We start from the raw sequence: 16,832 nt of genomic DNA on the forward strand, positions 1-16,832 counted from the left end.
GAAGGAGGTGGGGTATGCCCAAGGTCCTTATCGTGGCCTGCGGTTCCTATGCGGAGACCTCCCATTCTTGCGTGGGAGACTGGAAGTGCCTTTCCTCCGCCGCGGAAAAGAAGGGGCCTTTTGCCCAGTACCCCGATGAGGTCAAGGTCATGGGATTTCTGCGCTGCAAGTGTCCGGGGCGGAGCCTGGTGGCCAACATCGCCATGGCCAAGGAGAAGACCGGCTTTGAGGTGGTCCATCTCACCAACTGTCTGGCCAAGGCCCAGCCGGCCTGCAAAAACCACGACCTGGACCAGCTGGTGCAGATGATCAAGGAGAAGACCGGGGCCGAAGTGGTTATCGGGACCCACGATCTGGGCTAAAGGGCCGTGTTTACCGGGCTGGTGGAAGGCCTCGGCCGGGTGGAAGACCTCCGCCGGGAGGGAGAAGGGGCCCTTCTCCTCATCGCCCCTCCCTTCCCGGCGGAAGAACTCTCCTTAGGGGAAAGTGTGGCCGTAAACGGGGCCTGTCTCACCGTGACCCGCATCCATTCCGGGGCCTTTGAGGTCATGGTCTCCCCGGAGACCCTTTCCCGGACCACCCTGGGGGATCTGCACCGAGGAGACCCGGTAAATCTGGAGCGGGCCCTGCGTCTTTCGGATCGTCTGGGGGGCCATTTGGTGACCGGGCATGTGGACGGAGTGGGCCGGGTACTCGAGCGACGGGAGACCGGAGAATTCCTCTTTCTGCGTCTTGAAGCCCCGGAGGAGGTGGCCCGCTATCTGGTGGAAAAGGGCTCGGTGGCCGTAGACGGGGTAAGTCTTACCGTGAACCGGGTCTCCGGACGGACCTTTGAGCTGGCCATCATTCCCCATACCGCCCGTCTTACCACTCTGGGCCTGCGGCGCCCGGGAGATCGGGTGAACTTAGAGGCGGATCTCATCGCCAAATACGTGGAAAAGTTTCTCTCCCCTTACCGCCAGAGGGATCTCAGCCTGGAATTTCTGCGGGAGAAGGGATTTTTCTGAATGGAAGGAGGCCTCGGGCTTAAGGCCGCGCTTGAGGCCCTGCTCTTTGTGGCGGGAAGACCGGTAAAAGTGGAGGAGTTGCGCGGGATATTTCCGGGGGTGACCGAGGAGGAGCTGCGGCAAGCCCTGAGGGAACTCTCTCAAGAATACCAGGGGCGGGGACTGCGGATTCGGGAAGTGGCCGGGGGCTTCCGGATGGAGACCGCCCCGGAGGTGGCCGAACCGGTGCGGGCCTTTCTCAAACCCCGGCCCCGCAAACTTTCCCGAGCGGCGCTGGAGACCCTGGCCGTGGTAGCCTATCATCAACCGGTAACCCGGGCCGAAATCGAACGTCTGCGGGGGGTGGATTCCTCGGGAGCGCTCAAGGTGCTCCTTGAGGAAAAGCTCATCCGCATCGTAGGGCGCAAGGCCGTGCCCGGCCGTCCCCTTCTTTACGGGACCACGGCCAAATTCCTGGAAGTTTTCGGTCTAAGGAGTCTGGAGGATCTTCCGCCGCTGGAAGAAATCCGGAAGTTGGCGGAGGGGGCGTGATCCGGAAAGAAGTTCGGGAAGAGGCCGAACTGATCCTCCTCGAGGGAGGGGAAATTCCCGAAGTGGCCTACTGGAACGCCTGGTTCTTTCTGACCTCCCCTCCCCCGGAGGGCCTGGGATTACGGCTCAACGGAAAAGAGACGCGGTATCTCAAGGAGGCCGTCTGCCGGCGTTATCTGGCCATCATTCGCCGGGATCTCACCCCGGAAAACATCGGAAAACCCCATTATCGGGGGCTGCCCCGAGCCCGCATCAACTGGGAAAGATTACGGCGCTTCGCCCAGCGGGAGGGCCTTTGGGAAAACGGCTGGCACCAAGAAATCCTGGAGTATCTTCAAGGCTTCATTGAAGGGCTTTCCCCCGGAGAAGCCCTTCGGGAGGAGGCCTTGCAATTCCTGGAAGAATTGCGGAGGGAGGTCCTATGAGGGAGGTGATGCTCCTTTATGTTACCGCTTCCGGCCCGGAAGAGGCCAAAAGGCTGGGCCGGCACTTGGTGGAAAGGCGACTGGCGGCCTGCGTGAATATCTTTCCGGAGATGCACTCCTTTTACTGGTGGGAGGGAAAGCTCGAGAGTTCCCGGGAGGCGGTGCTTTTGGTCAAGACCCGAAAGGAACTGGCCGAGGCCGCCCGGGAAGAAATCGTGCGTCTCCACTCCTACAGCTGTCCCTGCATATTGGAGATCCCGGTAGCCGGAGGACATCCCCCCTTTCTGGAATGGATCTATGCGGAAACTCCCTCCCGGTGATAGGGGTGGCCGGAAAGGAGGGTGAGGGCTCGATAAAGGGCCTCCGCAAAGACCAAGAGGGCCAGCTCATGATTGAGGGTGAGGGGAGAGAGGGAGAGGCGCTCCTCGGCGGCCTCCAGGATCTCTGGGGGCAGGCCCTCCGGCCCGCCGCAGACCACGGCCATCTCCCGATGCCGAAAGAAGAGATCTTCCAGCCAGGCCGCCATCTCCGGTGTGCGCAGGCTGCGCCCCCTTTCGTCCAGGGCCAGGAGATAAGCCCCCTTCGGGAGATGGGCCAGAAGCCTTCGGGCCTCTTCGGCCGGGCGTTTGCTTTTCAGGCGGGGAAAGCGGGTCTCAAATCGGAGATAGGCCTTTAGCCTGCGGGTGTAATAGTCCAGCCCCTCTTTGATGAAGGGAAAGTGCAGGGGACCCGGAGCCAAGAGAAGGAGACGGACCGGGAAACGCATGGTATAAAGGTAGTCGGCATGGCGGAAAAAGAAAAGCTCCTTTCCCAGATCCCGGCGGTACATCGCCTGAGGGAGGAACTTTCCCGGAAACATCCCGGTCTCCCGGAGGTCTTCTATTTACGGGCCGCCCGGCGCACGACCGAGATCCTGCGCCAGGAGATCCTGGAGGGGCACCTTCGGGGACTTTCTCCAGAAGAAGTATTCTCTCGGGCCGAGGAAATCCTCTCGGAGGAGGCCCGTCCCCACCTCCGGCCGGTGATTAACGCTACCGGAGTGGTGGTCCATACCAATCTGGGACGCTCTCCTCTGGCCGAAGAGGCCCTGGAGGAAATCCTCTCCGTGGCTCGGCGGTACTCCAATCTGGAGTATCGCCTCTCTGAAGGGCGCCGGGGAAGCCGCTACGAACATGTGCGGGACCTCCTGCGGGAGCTCACCGGAGCCGAGGAGGCCCTGGTGGTGAACAATAACGCCGCGGCGGTCCTCATCACCCTGAATACCCTGGCCCGAGGCAAAGAGGTGGTGGTTTCTCGGGGAGAGCTGGTAGAAATCGGGGGCTCCTTCCGCATGCCGGAGGTCATGGCCTGGGCCGGCTGTCGCCTGCGCGAAGTGGGGACCACCAATCGCACCCATCTGCGGGACTATGAGGAGGCCATAAGCGAAGAGACGGCCCTTCTCATGAAGGTCCACCGGAGCAACTTCGCCATCGTGGGCTTTACCAAGGAGGTCTCCGGGGCAGAGCTGGTGCGTCTGGCCCGCCGGCACGGCCTTTTTGTGGTGGAGGATTTGGGAAGCGGGTGTCTGGTGGACTTTGCCCGTTACGGGCTACGGCGGGAACCTACGGTACAGGAGGTGGTGGCCTCCGGGGTGGACGTGGTGACCTTCTCCGGAGACAAGCTCTTGGGAGGTCCCCAGGCCGGAATCATTGTGGGCCGGGCGGAGCTGGTAGAGCGTATTCGGGCCAATCCCCTGAATCGGGCCCTGCGCATAGACAAACTCACCCTGGCCGGTCTTGAGGCCACTCTGAGGCTTTATCTGGACGAAAAAATAGCCGTGGAACGTATTCCCACCCTGAAGATGATCCTTATGACTCCCGAAGAAGTAAAACGCCGCGCTCGACGCCTGACTCGTCTTCTCCAAAAGGCCCTCCCGGAGAGGGCCCGCTTTTCCGTAGTCCCCACCGTAGGACGCACCGGAGGTGGGGCCCTTCCCCTGGCCGATCTCCCTTCCTTTGCCGTAGCCGTAGAGGTGGAAGGGCTTTCCCCGGAAGAACTTCACGAAAGACTGCGCACCGGAGAACCTCCGGTGGTAGGCCGCATCGAGGAGGACCGCTTCCTCCTTGAGGTCCGCACCATCTTTGAGGAAGAGTTTCCCCTGGTAGCCAAGGCCCTGAAGAGGGTGGTGGAAGGTGCCGGAGCCTAGAGGTTGGGAGATTTACCTCCCCCATTATCTGGCCCGGGCGGAAGAGGAATTGCAGGCCCTGAGGCCGGATCTTTGCCTGCGTCTCCTTCCGGAGGAGGGCAACCTTCTCCTTTTCGATCGGATTCCGGCCACCCTTCGGGTAGAAGAAAGGAGGCCCCTTTCGGAGATGCGGCGCTGGTTCCCGGTGCTGACCTCCCTGGCCCGGGCCTTGATAGAGCGCACCGTGCTTTCCCTGAGCCTGAACGGCCTTCCCGGCCCGGGTCTCTTGGGTGAACTCCTGAAAGAGGGTCCGCTTTCCGGACTTCTGCTGCGGGGCCGCGGTCTCAAACTTCCCGAGGGGACGCTGGCCCTCACCCGGGGGCTTTACTTTCTTCCGGATAGCCTTTCCCTGCGCCAGCGTTTTCTCCGGGAACACTGGAGGGAAGGGAGGAGTTTCCGGGCCCGGGCCCTGGAGCTTGCCGAGGAAGAAGACCTGAAAAGGGCTCCCTGGGCCCTCAAGGCCCTTTCTCCCCTGGGGCTTACCTATCTCGGGGAGAAAGGGGCCAGGGCCCTCTCTCCAGTACTTGAAATCCTTCCGGCGCTCAAGCGCCTTCTCCGGCGGGGGGGCCCACTTACGGTCTTGCGGGTAAGGCAGTCCCCGGAGGGCCTTTCCGGGATAGCCGCCGGGGAATTTTTCTTCACCACCGAAAGGCTTCCGGGCGGCCGGGGATTTTGTGCCGGAATTTACGAGGGGGACTTTGAAGGCCCCCCTCTGGCCCTGGCCCTTGCGGCCTGCGAACATGCCCGCCGAGCCGGAGGCGGCGTGGTGCGCTTCGAGCCCTTTACCTATCATGTGCTGGGAGACCTCTATCTGGAATGGGAGGACCTGGGAGCCGCCCGCTGGGCTTATGAAAAGGGCCTTTCCGGAACTCGCCAGCCGGCAGACCTCCTGAACAGCCTGGGAGGAGTTTACCGGGCCCTGGGGCTGAGGGCCGAGGCCCGGGAGGCCTTAGAGGAAGCCCTGCGCCTTTGCCCGGAAGATCCCCTTATCCATCACAATTATGGGGAGATCCTTTTAGAAGAAGGAGACCCGCGGGCCCTGGAACATCTCCGAAGGGCTTGGGAACTTTCCAGGGGACGCCCCCTTTTCGCCGGGACCTTGGCCCGGGCCCTGGCCCGGGAGGGGCGGCGAAAGGAGGCCCTGGGCGTCCTTTCCTCCCTTCCCCATCTAGACCGCGAAACTCAGGCCCTTTACGGGGAACTCCTCTATCAGGAGGGCCGTAAGGAGGAGGCCCTCAAGGTCCTCAAGGGGCTCTCCTATCATCGGGATTGCCCGGCGGCGGTCCTGGCCCGACTGGCGGTGATCTATTTTGAAAAGGGCGAGGCGGAGGCCGCCCGGGTGCTCGCCCGCGAGGCGGTACGCCGAGGAGGCAAGGCCGCCCGAGAGATCCTGGAGGAGGTGAAAGGACTTTGGAGTTAATAGTTCTGGGCTCTGGCACCGGCTGGCCTCGCAGGGAACGCAACGCCGCAGGCTATCTGGTACGGGCCGCCGGCAAGACCGTCCTCCTGGACTTCGGCCCGGGAATCCTGCGAAGGCTCACCGAGGCCGGGGTGGATATCAACGAAATCGATTTTATCTTCCTCTCCCACTGGCACCCGGACCATGTGGCCGATCTCACCCCCTATCTTTTTGCCACGCGCTATCGCCTGGGCTTCACCCGGAACCGGCCGGTGAGGCTTATCTCTGCCGAGGGTTTTGGAGCCTTTCTTTCCGCCCTGCGCGGGGCCTACGGCCACTGGCTGGATCCCCCGGAGGGCCTGGTGGAGATCCTGGAAAGACCCCGCGGAAAAAGGAGTAAGCTGGCCCTGGAGGGACTGGAATGGGAGACCGCTCCGGCCCGGCACAATCCCGAAAGTCTTGCGGTGCGCCTTTCGGCCGAGGGCCGCGCCCTGGTCTATACCGGAGACACCGAATACAGCCCGGAGGTGGTGGATCTGGCCCGGGGAGCGGACCTGATGATCGCCGAATGTGCCTTCCCGGAGGAGCTTCCGGTGGCCGGTCATTCCACCCCCTCGGTGGCCGCCCGCATGGCCGAGGAGGCCGGACTGAAGCGCCTGCTCCTTTCCCACTTTTATCCCCCCTGCGAGGAGGCCGATCTCCTGAGCCCGGCCCGCAAATTCTTCTCCGGAGAGATCCTCTTGGCCCAGGATCTCCAAAAGATTAAAATCTAGATATGGAGCGCCTTTTTCAGGAATTAGGACGTTGGTTTTACAATTTGGCTTTGGGAGTAGCTTTAGCTATACTGGTAAAAAGTCTCTTAGAAAAAGGGCTCCCTAGAGGAGACGCCCTGGTGGGGTTTTGGGTGGTGATTCTTTTGATGGTAGCGGGAAGCCTTTTTCTGGTTTTGAGCGAAAACGCCAAAGGGGTGGCCCAGTGTGTTGAGCTTTAACGAAACCCTGATCTTGATGGTCTTGGCGGTCCTAGTGGGGGCGATCCTCTCCTACGGACTTGCGGGTTATCTCAAAAAGAAATTGAAGGAATTTTCTCCTTCCTGAGAGGACATGGATCCCAAACTGCTTGAGAATCTCAAACGGAAAGTCCAGCAGGAGTTGGTTAACCGGGAACGGGAGGTCCTGGAGTACTGGCTGGCGGAGCTGGAGAAGGTCTATCGCCGAAAGCACCAGACCCTGGCGGAGCTCAAGAGCGAACTCCACCTCCTTATGGAAAAGATGAAAAAGAGGCTTTCGGTCATTCAGACCAAAGGGATCTAGAAAAACGCCGGATCATAGGGCCGAAACGGGCGCTTAGGGCCTCCTTGACCTCGTCCTGACAGGTAAGCTTGAGGAGCTCCTCCACGGCCTCCCGACATTCTTCATAAGAAAGCTCCCGGAGGAAGAGTTTGATCTCCGGAAGGCTCTGGGGGTTCATGCTGAGCTCATCGAGCCCCAGGCCTACCAGGACCGGCACATAAAGGAGTTCCCCGGCCATTTCCCCACAGAGGGCCACAGGGATACCCGCCCGATGGCCCGCCTCCACCGTCTGGCGAATAAAACGTAGAACCGCGGGATGCAGGGGCTCATAGAGTTCAGCCACTTCCTGATTCCCGCGGTCGATAGCCAGCGTGTACTGGATGAGGTCATTGGTGCCGATGCTGAAAAAATCGGCCTCTTGAGCCAAGAGGTCGGCTACAGCCACGGCCGAGGGAACCTCAATCATGGCCCCAATTTTTAAATCTGGGTCAAAAGGGATTCCTTCCTCCGCGAGTTCCTGCTGGATTTCTCCCACCAGGTTGCGGGCCCTTAGGAATTCCGTAACCCCAGAGATCATGGGAAACATGATCTTCACCTTGCCGTAGGCGCTGGCCCGGAGGATGGCCCGCAGCTGGGTGCGGAAAAGGCCTTCCTCCTTGAGACAAAGCCGAATGGCCCGGAGACCCAGAGCGGGATTGATCTCCTCCGGGAGGGAGAGGACGGAGGCAAACTTATCCCCCCCAATATCCAGGGTCCGGATGGTCACCGGATGGGGAGCTAGGGCCTCCACTACCCTCCGATAGGTCTCGAAAAGGAGGTCTTCTGAAGGAAGTTCCCGGCGAGAGACATAAAGATATTCGGTGCGGAAAAGTCCCACCCCTTCGGCCCCGTATTCCCGGGCAAAGGAGACCTCTTCTGGGAGATCCAGATTGGCCCTCAGGGCCAGACGACGGCCGTCGCGGGTCTCTGCGGGAAGATGGCTTACCTGATGGAGCCGGACCTTAAGGGCCTCAAATCGCCGGGCCCTTTCCCGGAATTCCCGGATGATCTCCTCCCCGGGGCCGAGGATGACCTCTCCGGTAGTCCCGTCCACGGCCAGCCAGTCCCCGGGGGAGACTTCCTCCAGCAATCCCTTAACCGCCACCACCGCCGGGATCCCCAGACTGCGGGCCATAATCGCCGTATGCGAGGTGCGACTCCCTCCTTCGGTCACGAAGGCCAGGGTGTTGGCCGGGGTGAGGGATACGGTATCGGCCGGGGTGAGATCCTGGGCCACAATGATGGCCGGCTCCTTCACCCGCGCATTTTCCTCTCCAGAAAGGGCCGAGATCACCATCTCTACCAGCCCTTCGAGATCGCGGAAGCGCTCCCGGAAATATTCTTCCGGGAGCTCCTGAAAGGCCTTCTGATAGCGTTTGAGGACCCGAAGGAGGGCCCACTCGGCATTTAGACCCTCCCGAATAAGGGCCGCCACTTCCTCCCGCAGGGAGGGGTCGGCCAGAATGTAACGCTGGGCCTCCAGAATGGCTCGCACCTCTCCCAGTCCCTCGGGAATTCCGGCCTCCAGATCCTCGATGCGTCGGAAGACCGTCTGTATGGCCTCTTCCAGACGCCGGATCTCCGCGGGAATCTCCTCCGGGGTGATGCGGGTCCGGGTAACCTTGATGCGCCCCGGAAAGATCACATGGGCCGGACCTACGGCCACCCCGGCCGAAACCCCAAGCCCCCGCAGGATTTTCATCCCTCGGCCTCCAGGATCTCCTTGAGGGTCTTTACGGCCTCCTCGGCCTCCTCTCCTTCGGCAATCACCCTAAGACGGGTGCCGGTCGAAGCCACAAGGGTCAACACATCCAGAATACTGCGGGCGTTGACCCGGTGGTTTCCCCGAGAGAGATAGACCTCGGCTCTCAAGGATTTCAAGGCCTGGGCTAGGCGAGCCGCCGGCCGGGCGTGCAATCCCAGGGGGCCCTTCACCTCCACCTCGGCCTCAATCCGTTTCCCCTTCGCCGCCATCCCCCTCCTCAGACCCTCCCTCTCGGGAGAGTTCCTTTTCCATTTCCTCCTCGGCCTCGCCCAAGACTTCCTCAAAATCGTCCCCCAGCTCCTCTCCGAACTCGGCCCCCATTTTCTCCATGAAACGCCTCACACGGCGAGGATCCTCTTCATCCAGTCCGGAAAGGAGGGCCGGATCCGCCAAGCGCTCCAGACGGCTATCCAGGGAAAGCCTTACCCGCACCCGGGAGATCAGTTTGCGCACCTTTTGAGAACCACAGCGCCGGCAATAGGGCGTAAAATCTTCCTCGCGGAAAACCAGGTGTTCCGAAATCCTGCGGCATTCGAGACACAGGTACTCATAAAGCGGCACCTTGGGCCCTCCTGCCGGCCTGCATATCCCGAAAGTGTTTGCGTAAAAGCTGGATAAGAAAGAGGGTGTTTAAATTTCCGTTGCCCTCCACCCCCAGGGTGGCCAGCGGGATCTCGGCCCGGGCCTTTTCCCGGTGTCCTCCAGCCAAGCCCAAGGATCCGAAGGCCCTGGCGGCCAGCCTTCCGGCGTCCTTGCGGTACCCGTCACACCGGATGATAACCACCAGCTTCTGGCGATATTCTCCGGAAACAAAGACCCAGCCGGCCTCCTGCACGTGGTTAAGGAAGTCGGCAATCACCACCAAAATGTCCGGATTGGGTACCCGCCCTATGTGGGTAAAAAGCCGCTGTTTGCGGAATTTCATGTTCTCCAGGGCCAATTTTATGTATTTGAGCTCGGAGCGCCGAATGTCCGAGGCCTCGATCTTGTGGAGGAGGTGACGATTGAGGCGTTTGAAAAGAAAATGGAAGGCAATGACGTCCTGGAGGGTGCAGTGTTTTTCAAAGTTGTCCGTGTCGGTCTTGATCCCGTAGACCAGGGCCGTGGCCAGGGCCACGGAGGGAGAGATCCCCACCGCCTTGAGGTATTCCGCCAGGATGGTGGAGGAGGCTCCATACTCCGGTCGGATATCTACCAGGGAGGCTTCCCAGCCCTGGGTCTCCGGGTGGTGATCAATCACCACATCGAAGGAGATCTTTTGAAAGACCTCATGATGCGGAGGCTGGGCGTCCACGAGCACAAAACGGCTGAAGTCTTCCAGAGAAATCTGAGAAAACTTAACCACCGGGATGCGCAGTAGAGAAATCATGAGCTGGTTGTTTACCCTGCGGATTTCGTTCACGTGAGCGATGACCACCTGAGAGACACGCTGGGCTAAAAGGCGTTTAACGGCAAAGGCACTGGCCAGGGCGTCGGGATCGGCCCACACCGGGATAAGGACCCGGTCTTCCCGGCGGAAGAGGGAAAAGAGGGCCTGCACCCGCTCCCGATTGGAGCGGAAACGCCGCTTGCCGTTTCTTGAATGTCCAGGCATTTTTTCTCTTACAAAAAAAGCCTCCCTTTATAGAGTCCCAGGGAGGCCACCTGATCTACATATTTAGTTAAGCCCTCTTTGAGAAAAAAATCAAGCTCTTCCCAGTCTGTCTTTCCGACAATAAAAGACCGTATATCCGAGTGACCCGCTATAATATCAATAGGCAGCCTTTTTTCTTCAAATTCGTAGGGAGGAAGGCGGAAGGCGAACTCCGGGTGCGTTTGGGCTATGACACGCAGGAGAAGGAGCGTGGTACGCACCGGGCGGAAGGACGCAAGATCCGTAACGTGAAGTTGAAACCCGCACACCAGGCGGTCCTTCCATTTGTCAAAGACCGGGCGAAAGACTACCGGTCGAAGTTTGGCCCCCGGAAGGCCTTCGGGCAGGACCGCTTGCACCCTTTCCGGGCGAAGCCAAGGGGCTCCGAAAAGTTCAAAGGGCCGAGTGGTCCCCCGGCCCTCGGAAAGATTGGTCCCTTCAAGAAGGACCTGACCGGGATAGACCAGGGCGGTCTCAAAGGAAGGCATATTGGGGGATGGGGGTATCCAGGGAAGGCCGGTCTGGGGGAAGGTATATTCCCGGCGCAGGCCCTCGGCTCGGATCACCCGCAATTCAAGGTCAAAGCCCCGGGCCCTCTGAAAGAGGAGAGCCGCCTCGCCTAAGGTGAGCCCGTGGCGCATAGGGAGGGGAAAGAGCCCCACAAAGGAAAGGAGGTCTTCGGAAAGAAGAGGCCCCTCCACATACCCTCCCAGGGGATTGGGACGATCCAGGATGACCACCTCCACCCCGGAGCCCGAAAGGCTCTCTAGCAGCAAATAAAGGGTCCAAAGATAAGTATAGACCCGACAGCCCACATCCTGGAGGTCCACCAGAAGGAGATCCAGATCCGCAAAGTGGGCGGGCTCCGGACGCAGGCGCGGGCCATAGAGACTCACCACCGGTAGCCCCGAAAGGGGGTCAATCTCATCTCCGGTGGGGATCATATTGGCCTGTTCGGTTCCGTAAAGACCGTGCTGGGGGGAAAAGAGGCGTACCAGATCCCTTCCCAGGATTTCTTTCAGGGCCACCTGGGCCGGGACCAGATCCGGGGTGACCGAGGCCTGATGGAGCAGCAAGCCTGCCCGGCGGCCGCGGAGCCAGGCCGGCCTTTCGGAAAGAAGGACTGCAAGCCCCGGGCGCACCCTCATGGCTTACGGGCCACCTGGATCTCCCGGGCGTAGGCCACTATGCCCTGGGCGATCCCCCGGGCGATATCCCGGAGATAGCCTTCGTCGCGCAGGCGGCGGGCCTCAACCGGGTTGGTGATGAAGGAGATCTCCACCAGGACCGCGGGCATCCGGGCCCCCACCAATACCAGAAAGGGAGCCCTTTTGACCCCCAGATCTTTCACCCCCTTCCAGCGCCTTCGCAGCTCTCTTACCAGATTTTCCTGAACCAACTGGGCCAGGCGCCGGGATTCCTCCAGCTTGGTGTTGCGCAGGATCTTTTTCAGGATGTTCTGGAGGTCGCTCAGAGACTGGTTGGAGATGGCGTTTTCCAGGGCAGCCACCCGCATGGCCTCGGGGTCGGTGGTAAAGGAAAGGTAGTAGGTCTCGATACCCCGACTGCGCCGATTGGGAGCGGCGTTGACGTGAATGGAGACAAAAAGGTCTGCCCGCTTGAGGTTGGCGATGGCCGGCCGCTTGATGAGGGGAAGAAAAATGTCCCGGGTCCGGGTAAGAAGGGTCTCAAAGCCCCTCTTTTCCAATTCTTCGGCCAGATACCGGCTGACCTTGAGGGTGATGTCCTTTTCCCGGAGCCGATAAAGCCCGAGGGCCCCGGGGTCGTGGCCCCCGTGGCCGGGATCGATGACCACCCGACGGATGGAAAGGCCCAACTGCTGGGCCAGGGAATAGCGTCCCTGGGGAGGGGGCTTAAGGGGTGAAGGGCCGGCGGGGGCCTCTCCCAGGAGGTCAATCACCACCCGCGGAGGCTGGGTGAGAAAGAAGGTGCGGTAGGAGGTGAGGCTCTTCAGATCCAGGACCACCCGGACCGTGTCCGGGCGATACTGGCCCAGCCGCACCCGGGTAAGGAGTCCGTCCCGGATGGGAATTTCGGGTTTGAGATAGGGGGAAAGCCGGGCCGGGGTGAGATCCACATAGACCCGTGGAGGGCGACCGGCATGGGCCTTCAGGGCATGGTCCTGAAAGCGCACCTGGCCGTTCAGATCCACCACCACCCGGCTATAGTCCTCCCCGGACCAATGACGGATGTTCTTGACCAGGGCCGGACCGGAGGTCCGGCTCGGAGCGACCTCTTTCGAGGCCCTCTTTCGGGAAACCGCGAGGCCGCAGAATTTACGGGCCTGGTCTCCGTGGGGATAGCGCTGGCAAAGGATCTCTAAAAGCCTTTGGGCCTGGCCGGGCTCTTTCAGGAGATCCCGTAAGACCCCCGCGGCCTCGGCCAGGGCGTCGTCGGCCAGAGGACTTCGGGGATAGTGCTCCCAGAGGAGGCGATAGCGTCTGAGGGCCTCCTTAAGATCGCTTACCCGATGGGAATACCCGTAGAGATTTCGGTAGAGCCGGGCGGTCCAGATAAGGGCCTTGGGGGCCTCCGGGCTTTCGGGATACCGGAGATAGACCCTCCGGAAACGATTGATGACCCGGACCCAGTAACGTCGGTAACGCTGTCTTTTGGGGGAGGCCGCCAGTCGGGCCAGCTCTCGCTTGGCCTCGGCAAAGGCCTTCTGGGAGGGAGTGCGGGCCTGGGAAGAGGTGGGGGCGCCCAGGATCAGGGCCACCCAGAAGAAGACCGTGAAAAAAACTCTCATAGTCCCGATTTTAATAGAAGGGCCCGCAATTCAAAAATCAGATTAAGGGCCTCGCGGGGGGTAAGTTCCTCCGGGTCCACGGAAAGGAGTCTTTCTTTGAGGGGAAGAAGGGGATCGAAGAGGGGGAGTTGGCGGGGCCTTTCCGGGGCCGGGGGTCGGACTTCCAGGGCCTTCCTTTCCAGAGTAGAGAGGATCTCCCGGGCCCGAGCGATCACCTCCGGGGGAAGCCCCGCCAGAGCCGCCACTTCCACCCCGTAGGAGCGGCTGGCCGGTCCGGGCTGGAGTCGGTAGAGGAAGACCACCTGATCCCGCCAACTCTTTACCGCCACATTGTAGTTTTTGACCCCCGGAAGTTCCTCGGCCAGCCGGGTGAGTTCGTGGTAATGGGTGGCCAGGAGGGTCAGGGCCCGCAAGCCGTGAAGGTGTTCGGCCACCGCCCAGGCGATGGCCAGCCCGTCATAGGTGCTGGTCCCTCGGCCGATCTCGTCCAGGATCACCAGGCTCCTTTCCGTGGCGTTGCGCAGGATGTTGGCACACTCGGCCATCTCCACCATGAAGGTGGAACGCCCCCGGGAGAGTTCATCCGAGGCCCCGATACGGCTAAAGATCCGATCACAGAGTCCGATACGGGCCGAAGCCGCGGGGACAAAACTTCCCATATGGGCCAGAAGCACGATAAGGGCCGTCTGACGCAGGATGGTGGACTTTCCGGCCATGTTGGGACCGGTGATAAGAAGCAGACGTTCGCCTTCGGGCTCAAGACGCACGGTGTTGGGGACAAAGCTTCCGTAGGGAAGGACCCTTTCCAGGACCGGATGCCGCCCCTCCACGATTTCTATTCCCGGGGCCTCGGTGACCTCCGGGCAGACGTAACCGTACTTTTCGGCCACCTCCGCCAGCGAGCAGAGGGCATCGATCTCTCCCAGGGCCCGCGCGGTCTGCCGCAACTCCTCGGCCCTTTCGGCCACCTCCTCCCGCAAGCCGACAAAGATTTCGTATTCCAGGGCCTGGATGCGTTCCTCCGCCGAAAGGACCCGGGCCTCAAACTCCTTGAGTTCCGGGGTGATAAAACGTTCGGCGTTGGCCAGAGTCTGCTTGCGAATGTAGTCCCTGGGGACCCGGGCCAGATGGCTCTTGGTGACCTCGATGTAGTAGCCAAAGACCCGATTGAAGCCCACCCGAAGGTTGGGAATCCCGGTGCGGGCCCGCTCCCGAGACTCGATCTCCGAAAGGTAGCGCAGGGCGTTTTCCTTGAGATCGCGCAGTTCGTCCAGTTCCGGATGGACCCCGGGGCGCACCAGGCCCCCCTCTTTGGGACTGGCCGGCACCTCTTCGAGCAAGGTCTCCTCCAGGCGCCGCAAGAGTTCTCCGAAGTCCGCTAGCTCCTGGACCAGAGCCCTCAAGCGCCCGGGGGCCTCCGGGGGAAGGCTTTCCCGGATCTCCGGTAGCCTTTTCAGGGTCTCTCGCAGGGCCACCAAATCCCGGGGGCCCGCCAGCCGCAAGGCGCAACGGGTAGCCAGCCTTTCCAGATCGGTGACCCGAGAAAGGACCTCCCGCAAACGGCGCCGCCTTTCGGCCTCCTCTAAGAGGAATCTCAGGCTGGCCTGTCTTTGGCGAATGGCGGAAAGATCTCGCAGGGGATAGAGGATCCAGGAGCGGAGGGTGCGCCCTCCCATGGGAGTCCGGGTCTGATCCAGGACCCAGAGGAGACTGTGGCGGACCGTGCCGTCGAGCTGGTTGCGCACCAGCTCCAGATTGCGCTTGGTGGGCTCATCCAGGACCAGATAGTTTCCCGGGAAATAAGGTCGGGGCGGGGCCAGACGCTCCAGCGCCCCGGGTTCATTTTCGGAAAGGTAGGTGAGGACCGCGCCCACGGCCGCAAGCCCCGCAGACATCTCCGCAAGGCCCAGCCCCGCGGGGTCGTGCACCCCGAAATGGCGGGCCAAAAGCTCCCGGGCCCGGGCCTCGCTGAACTCCCCGGAGGGTCTCTCCGAGAAGGCCACCCGGGGAAGGATTTCGGCCAGACTTTTTTTCAGAGGTTCGTTTCCCGGTGGAAGGAGGATCTCCCGGGGCTCGAGTCGAAAGAGTTCGTTCAGGAGATCCTCCCTTTCGGGAAGTTCGGTAACCCGGAAGTCTCCGGCCGAAAGATCCAAGAGAGCGAGTCCCGGTCTGCGCCCCGGAAAGACCGCCGCGAGATAACAGGCCTCCTTTTCCGGGAGGGCCTCCGGGTCCAGGAAAAGCCCCGGGGTAATTACCCGCAGGACCTCCCGGCGGACCAGCCCCTTGGCCTCCCGGGGGTCCTCCACCTGTTCACAGATGGCCACCCGGTAGCCGGACTCCACCAGTTTGCGTATATAAGGGGTGGCGTTGGCCGCCGGTACCCCACACATGGGGACCCGGCGTCCGCCCCCGGCGTCCCTTGAGGTAAGGGCGATGCCCAGGATCCCGGCGGCTTTCTCCGCGTCTTCAAAAAACATTTCGTAGAAGTCCCCCAGACGGAAAAAGAGGATGGCCTCCGGATAACGACGCTTGATTTCCAGATACTGACGGAACATAGGGGTGAACTTCTGCATGGGATAAAAAGTTTAAAGGTAAAGACCGGCTTCCTCAATGCGACGGAAGACGGCCTCCGGTACCAGATAGCGTATGGAAAGCCCGGCCCGCCTCCTCCGGCGGATCTCGGTAGAGGAGATGTCCAGGCGGGTTACCCGGAGGAAATGCACTCTATGGTTCGGAAATAGTCTTTGGGCCTGTTTGCGGGCCTCCGCGGAGGAGAAGTCCCCCCGGGAGACCACCACCAGGTGCGCCAGCTCGGGAAGCCTCCGGTATTCGTGCCAGCTCTCTATCTCCAGGAAGGCGTCCCAGCCCAGGATGAAGTAAAAGCGCCTTTCGGGATACCGGCTCCGGAGCTCAAGCAGGGTATCCACGGTGTAAGAAGGGCCAGGCCGGCGCCCTTCAATATCGAGGGCCCGAAAGGCCGGATGATCCTGAAGAGCCAGCTCCACCAACCGCAAGCGTTCTTCAAAGGGAAGATGGGGCTCGGCCCTTTTGTGCGGGGGAACCCCCGCCGGGATGAACCACACCTCGGCCAGCCCTAAGGCCTCGCGCACCTCTTCGGCCAAGCGTAGATGCGCCAGGTGAATGGGGTCAAAGGTACCCCCCAAAAGACCGATCTTCGAGCTGGCGGGAGAATTACCAGGGATAGAAGACCTCCTCCGGAGACTCCTTCAAGATTTTGACCACCGGTTTCTGTAAAAAGAGATTGTTGGGATAGAGCACGATTCCCCCTTGAGAGGTACGGATCTTTACGTTGAAAAGCCCCATATCTAAGATTTCTCCTTCTACCGAATTGTCCCCATCCACAATGCGAATGGTGTCTCCTATTCGGAGGGGAAAGGCCACAAAGAGGATCAGACTCGAGGTAATGTTACTGAGAAGAGACCAGGAGGCAAAAAAAGCGACACCTACCAGGGCAAAGAGGGAAGAAGCCAGGACCAAAAGCCCTCGCAGATTTATGCCCCAAAAGCCCAAAAGAAGGGGCAAGAAGAGTAAAAAAAGAAGTAAATTTGCAAATTTTCGGGTATAAATAAGTCTTCGATAGGCCAGATGGTGTCTCTTGGCGTACCGACCGAGAGAAATATTGACCGTAGAAGCGATAATCACATAGAGGACCACCAAAAAACAGGTGGCCACCAGCTTAAAGAGGTAGGGCCAATCCTGACGAAGCCAATCCAGGTTTTCCACGAA

Annotated in this window: 20 protein-coding genes; 10 read left to right on the forward strand and 10 right to left on the reverse strand. The window is 60.9% G+C overall.

Annotated features, from left to right (window positions below):
* Positions 1 to 14 precede the first annotated feature (14 nt).
* The 5 genes from FVE67_RS04570 to cutA are packed head-to-tail and all read left to right on the forward strand — an operon-like array spanning position 15 to position 2,283.
* Positions 15 to 362, forward strand: a complete 348-nt coding sequence (locus tag FVE67_RS04570) for a CGGC domain-containing protein (protein WP_168719460.1) — start codon at positions 15 to 17, stop codon at positions 360 to 362.
* Between the two features lie 6 nt (positions 363 to 368).
* Positions 369 to 1,007 (forward strand): riboflavin synthase, encoded by a 639-nt coding sequence (locus tag FVE67_RS04575; protein WP_168719461.1) that lies wholly within the window; start codon positions 369 to 371, stop codon positions 1,005 to 1,007.
* Positions 1,008 to 1,538: an SMC-Scp complex subunit ScpB gene (scpB, locus tag FVE67_RS04580; protein WP_168719462.1), complete on the forward strand. Its 531-nt coding sequence runs from the start codon at positions 1,008 to 1,010 to the stop codon at positions 1,536 to 1,538.
* Positions 1,535 to 1,963 (forward strand): hypothetical protein, encoded by a 429-nt coding sequence (locus tag FVE67_RS04585; protein WP_168719463.1) that lies wholly within the window; start codon positions 1,535 to 1,537, stop codon positions 1,961 to 1,963. The genes scpB and FVE67_RS04585 overlap by 4 nt, the downstream gene beginning before the upstream one ends.
* Positions 1,960 to 2,283 (forward strand): divalent-cation tolerance protein CutA, encoded by a 324-nt coding sequence (cutA, locus tag FVE67_RS04590; protein ID WP_168719464.1) that lies wholly within the window; start codon positions 1,960 to 1,962, stop codon positions 2,281 to 2,283. The genes FVE67_RS04585 and cutA overlap by 4 nt, the downstream gene beginning before the upstream one ends.
* On the opposite strand, the gene FVE67_RS04595 is transcribed toward cutA, so the two are convergent.
* A complete protein-coding gene (locus tag FVE67_RS04595) occupies positions 2,259 to 2,792 on the reverse strand; it encodes a 23S rRNA (pseudouridine(1915)-N(3))-methyltransferase RlmH (RefSeq protein WP_210534661.1) in 534 nt (177 codons plus the stop codon). The genes cutA and FVE67_RS04595 overlap by 25 nt on opposite strands.
* Between FVE67_RS04595 and selA the strand changes: the two genes are divergently transcribed.
* The 5 genes from selA (at position 2,748) to FVE67_RS04620 (ending at position 6,899) form a co-directional block, all read left to right on the forward strand.
* Positions 2,748 to 4,148, forward strand: a complete 1,401-nt coding sequence (selA, locus tag FVE67_RS04600; RefSeq protein WP_168719466.1) for an L-seryl-tRNA(Sec) selenium transferase — start codon at positions 2,748 to 2,750, stop codon at positions 4,146 to 4,148. The two genes, FVE67_RS04595 and selA, sit on opposite strands and share 45 nt — an antisense overlap.
* Positions 4,135 to 5,607, forward strand: coding sequence for a tetratricopeptide repeat protein (locus FVE67_RS04605; protein WP_168719467.1), 1,473 nt, complete (start codon positions 4,135 to 4,137; stop codon positions 5,605 to 5,607). Before selA ends, FVE67_RS04605 begins: the two co-directional genes overlap by 14 nt.
* Complete coding sequence (locus FVE67_RS04610) at positions 5,598 to 6,359, forward strand: MBL fold metallo-hydrolase (protein ID WP_168719468.1); 762 nt, start codon at positions 5,598 to 5,600, stop codon at positions 6,357 to 6,359. The genes FVE67_RS04605 and FVE67_RS04610 overlap by 10 nt, the downstream gene beginning before the upstream one ends.
* 2 nt (positions 6,360 to 6,361) lie before the next feature.
* Positions 6,362 to 6,577 (forward strand): hypothetical protein, encoded by a 216-nt coding sequence (locus FVE67_RS04615; protein WP_168719469.1) that lies wholly within the window; start codon positions 6,362 to 6,364, stop codon positions 6,575 to 6,577.
* Positions 6,578 to 6,689: 112 nt separating this feature from the next.
* Positions 6,690 to 6,899, forward strand: coding sequence for a hypothetical protein (locus FVE67_RS04620; RefSeq protein WP_168719470.1), 210 nt, complete (start codon positions 6,690 to 6,692; stop codon positions 6,897 to 6,899).
* Here the strand turns inward: FVE67_RS04620 and ptsP are convergent.
* Genes ptsP through FVE67_RS04665 form a run of 9 tightly spaced genes read right to left on the reverse strand, consistent with a single transcriptional unit; the run spans position 6,877 to position 16,829 of the window.
* A complete protein-coding gene (gene ptsP / locus FVE67_RS04625; RefSeq protein WP_168719471.1) occupies positions 6,877 to 8,619 on the reverse strand; it encodes a phosphoenolpyruvate--protein phosphotransferase in 1,743 nt (580 codons plus the stop codon). The two genes, FVE67_RS04620 and ptsP, sit on opposite strands and share 23 nt — an antisense overlap.
* The gene (locus FVE67_RS04630; protein WP_168719472.1) at positions 8,616 to 8,891 is read right to left on the reverse strand and encodes an HPr family phosphocarrier protein; all 276 of its coding nucleotides are present in this window, start codon (positions 8,889 to 8,891) and stop codon (positions 8,616 to 8,618) included. The genes ptsP and FVE67_RS04630 overlap by 4 nt, the downstream gene beginning before the upstream one ends.
* Positions 8,866 to 9,243, reverse strand: a complete 378-nt coding sequence (locus FVE67_RS04635; protein WP_168719473.1) for an FmdB family zinc ribbon protein — start codon at positions 9,241 to 9,243, stop codon at positions 8,866 to 8,868. The genes FVE67_RS04630 and FVE67_RS04635 overlap by 26 nt, the downstream gene beginning before the upstream one ends.
* Positions 9,230 to 10,276 (reverse strand): DHH family phosphoesterase, encoded by a 1,047-nt coding sequence (locus FVE67_RS04640; protein WP_168719474.1) that lies wholly within the window; start codon positions 10,274 to 10,276, stop codon positions 9,230 to 9,232. Before FVE67_RS04640 ends, FVE67_RS04635 begins: the two co-directional genes overlap by 14 nt.
* 8 nt (positions 10,277 to 10,284) lie before the next feature.
* Positions 10,285 to 11,463 (reverse strand): exo-beta-N-acetylmuramidase NamZ family protein, encoded by a 1,179-nt coding sequence (locus FVE67_RS04645; protein ID WP_168719475.1) that lies wholly within the window; start codon positions 11,461 to 11,463, stop codon positions 10,285 to 10,287.
* A complete protein-coding gene (locus FVE67_RS04650) occupies positions 11,460 to 13,085 on the reverse strand; it encodes an N-acetylmuramoyl-L-alanine amidase (RefSeq protein ID WP_168719476.1) in 1,626 nt (541 codons plus the stop codon). Before FVE67_RS04650 ends, FVE67_RS04645 begins: the two co-directional genes overlap by 4 nt.
* The gene (mutS, locus tag FVE67_RS04655; protein WP_210534662.1) at positions 13,082 to 15,640 is read right to left on the reverse strand and encodes a DNA mismatch repair protein MutS; all 2,559 of its coding nucleotides are present in this window, start codon (positions 15,638 to 15,640) and stop codon (positions 13,082 to 13,084) included. Before mutS ends, FVE67_RS04650 begins: the two co-directional genes overlap by 4 nt.
* Before the next feature lie 30 nt (positions 15,641 to 15,670).
* Complete coding sequence (gene nadD / locus FVE67_RS04660; protein WP_168720335.1) at positions 15,671 to 16,288, reverse strand: nicotinate-nucleotide adenylyltransferase; 618 nt, start codon at positions 16,286 to 16,288, stop codon at positions 15,671 to 15,673.
* Positions 16,278 to 16,829: a mechanosensitive ion channel domain-containing protein gene (locus FVE67_RS04665; protein ID WP_210534664.1), complete on the reverse strand. Its 552-nt coding sequence runs from the start codon at positions 16,827 to 16,829 to the stop codon at positions 16,278 to 16,280. The genes nadD and FVE67_RS04665 overlap by 11 nt, the downstream gene beginning before the upstream one ends.
* Positions 16,830 to 16,832 lie beyond the last annotated feature (3 nt).

Source organism: Thermosulfurimonas marina, from assembly GCF_012317585.1.
GTDB lineage: Bacteria > Desulfobacterota > Thermodesulfobacteria > Thermodesulfobacteriales > Thermodesulfobacteriaceae > Thermosulfurimonas_A > Thermosulfurimonas_A marina.

Excerpts from the sequence above, each read along its gene's own strand:
- FVE67_RS04645 (WP_168719475.1), bottom strand. The coding sequence starts at position 11,463 with ATGAGGGTGCGCCCGGGGCTTGCAGTCCTTCTTTCCGAAAGGCCGGCC.
- FVE67_RS04615 (WP_168719469.1), top strand. The coding sequence starts at position 6,362 with ATGGAGCGCCTTTTTCAGGAATTAGGACGTTGGTTTTACAATTTGGCT.
- FVE67_RS04640 (WP_168719474.1), bottom strand. The coding sequence starts at position 10,276 with ATGCCTGGACATTCAAGAAACGGCAAGCGGCGTTTCCGCTCCAATCGG.
- scpB (WP_168719462.1), top strand. The coding sequence starts at position 1,008 with ATGGAAGGAGGCCTCGGGCTTAAGGCCGCGCTTGAGGCCCTGCTCTTT.
- FVE67_RS04620 (WP_168719470.1), top strand. The coding sequence starts at position 6,690 with ATGGATCCCAAACTGCTTGAGAATCTCAAACGGAAAGTCCAGCAGGAG.
- FVE67_RS04595 (WP_210534661.1), bottom strand. The coding sequence starts at position 2,792 with ATGTACCGCCGGGATCTGGGAAAGGAGCTTTTCTTTTTCCGCCATGCC.
- mutS (WP_210534662.1), bottom strand. The coding sequence starts at position 15,640 with ATGTTCCGTCAGTATCTGGAAATCAAGCGTCGTTATCCGGAGGCCATC.
- ptsP (WP_168719471.1), bottom strand. The coding sequence starts at position 8,619 with ATGAAAATCCTGCGGGGGCTTGGGGTTTCGGCCGGGGTGGCCGTAGGT.
- FVE67_RS04570 (WP_168719460.1), top strand. The coding sequence starts at position 15 with ATGCCCAAGGTCCTTATCGTGGCCTGCGGTTCCTATGCGGAGACCTCC.
- selA (WP_168719466.1), top strand. The coding sequence starts at position 2,748 with ATGGCGGAAAAAGAAAAGCTCCTTTCCCAGATCCCGGCGGTACATCGC.
- FVE67_RS04630 (WP_168719472.1), bottom strand. The coding sequence starts at position 8,891 with ATGGCGGCGAAGGGGAAACGGATTGAGGCCGAGGTGGAGGTGAAGGGC.
- FVE67_RS04650 (WP_168719476.1), bottom strand. The coding sequence starts at position 13,085 with ATGAGAGTTTTTTTCACGGTCTTCTTCTGGGTGGCCCTGATCCTGGGC.
- cutA (WP_168719464.1), top strand. The coding sequence starts at position 1,960 with ATGAGGGAGGTGATGCTCCTTTATGTTACCGCTTCCGGCCCGGAAGAG.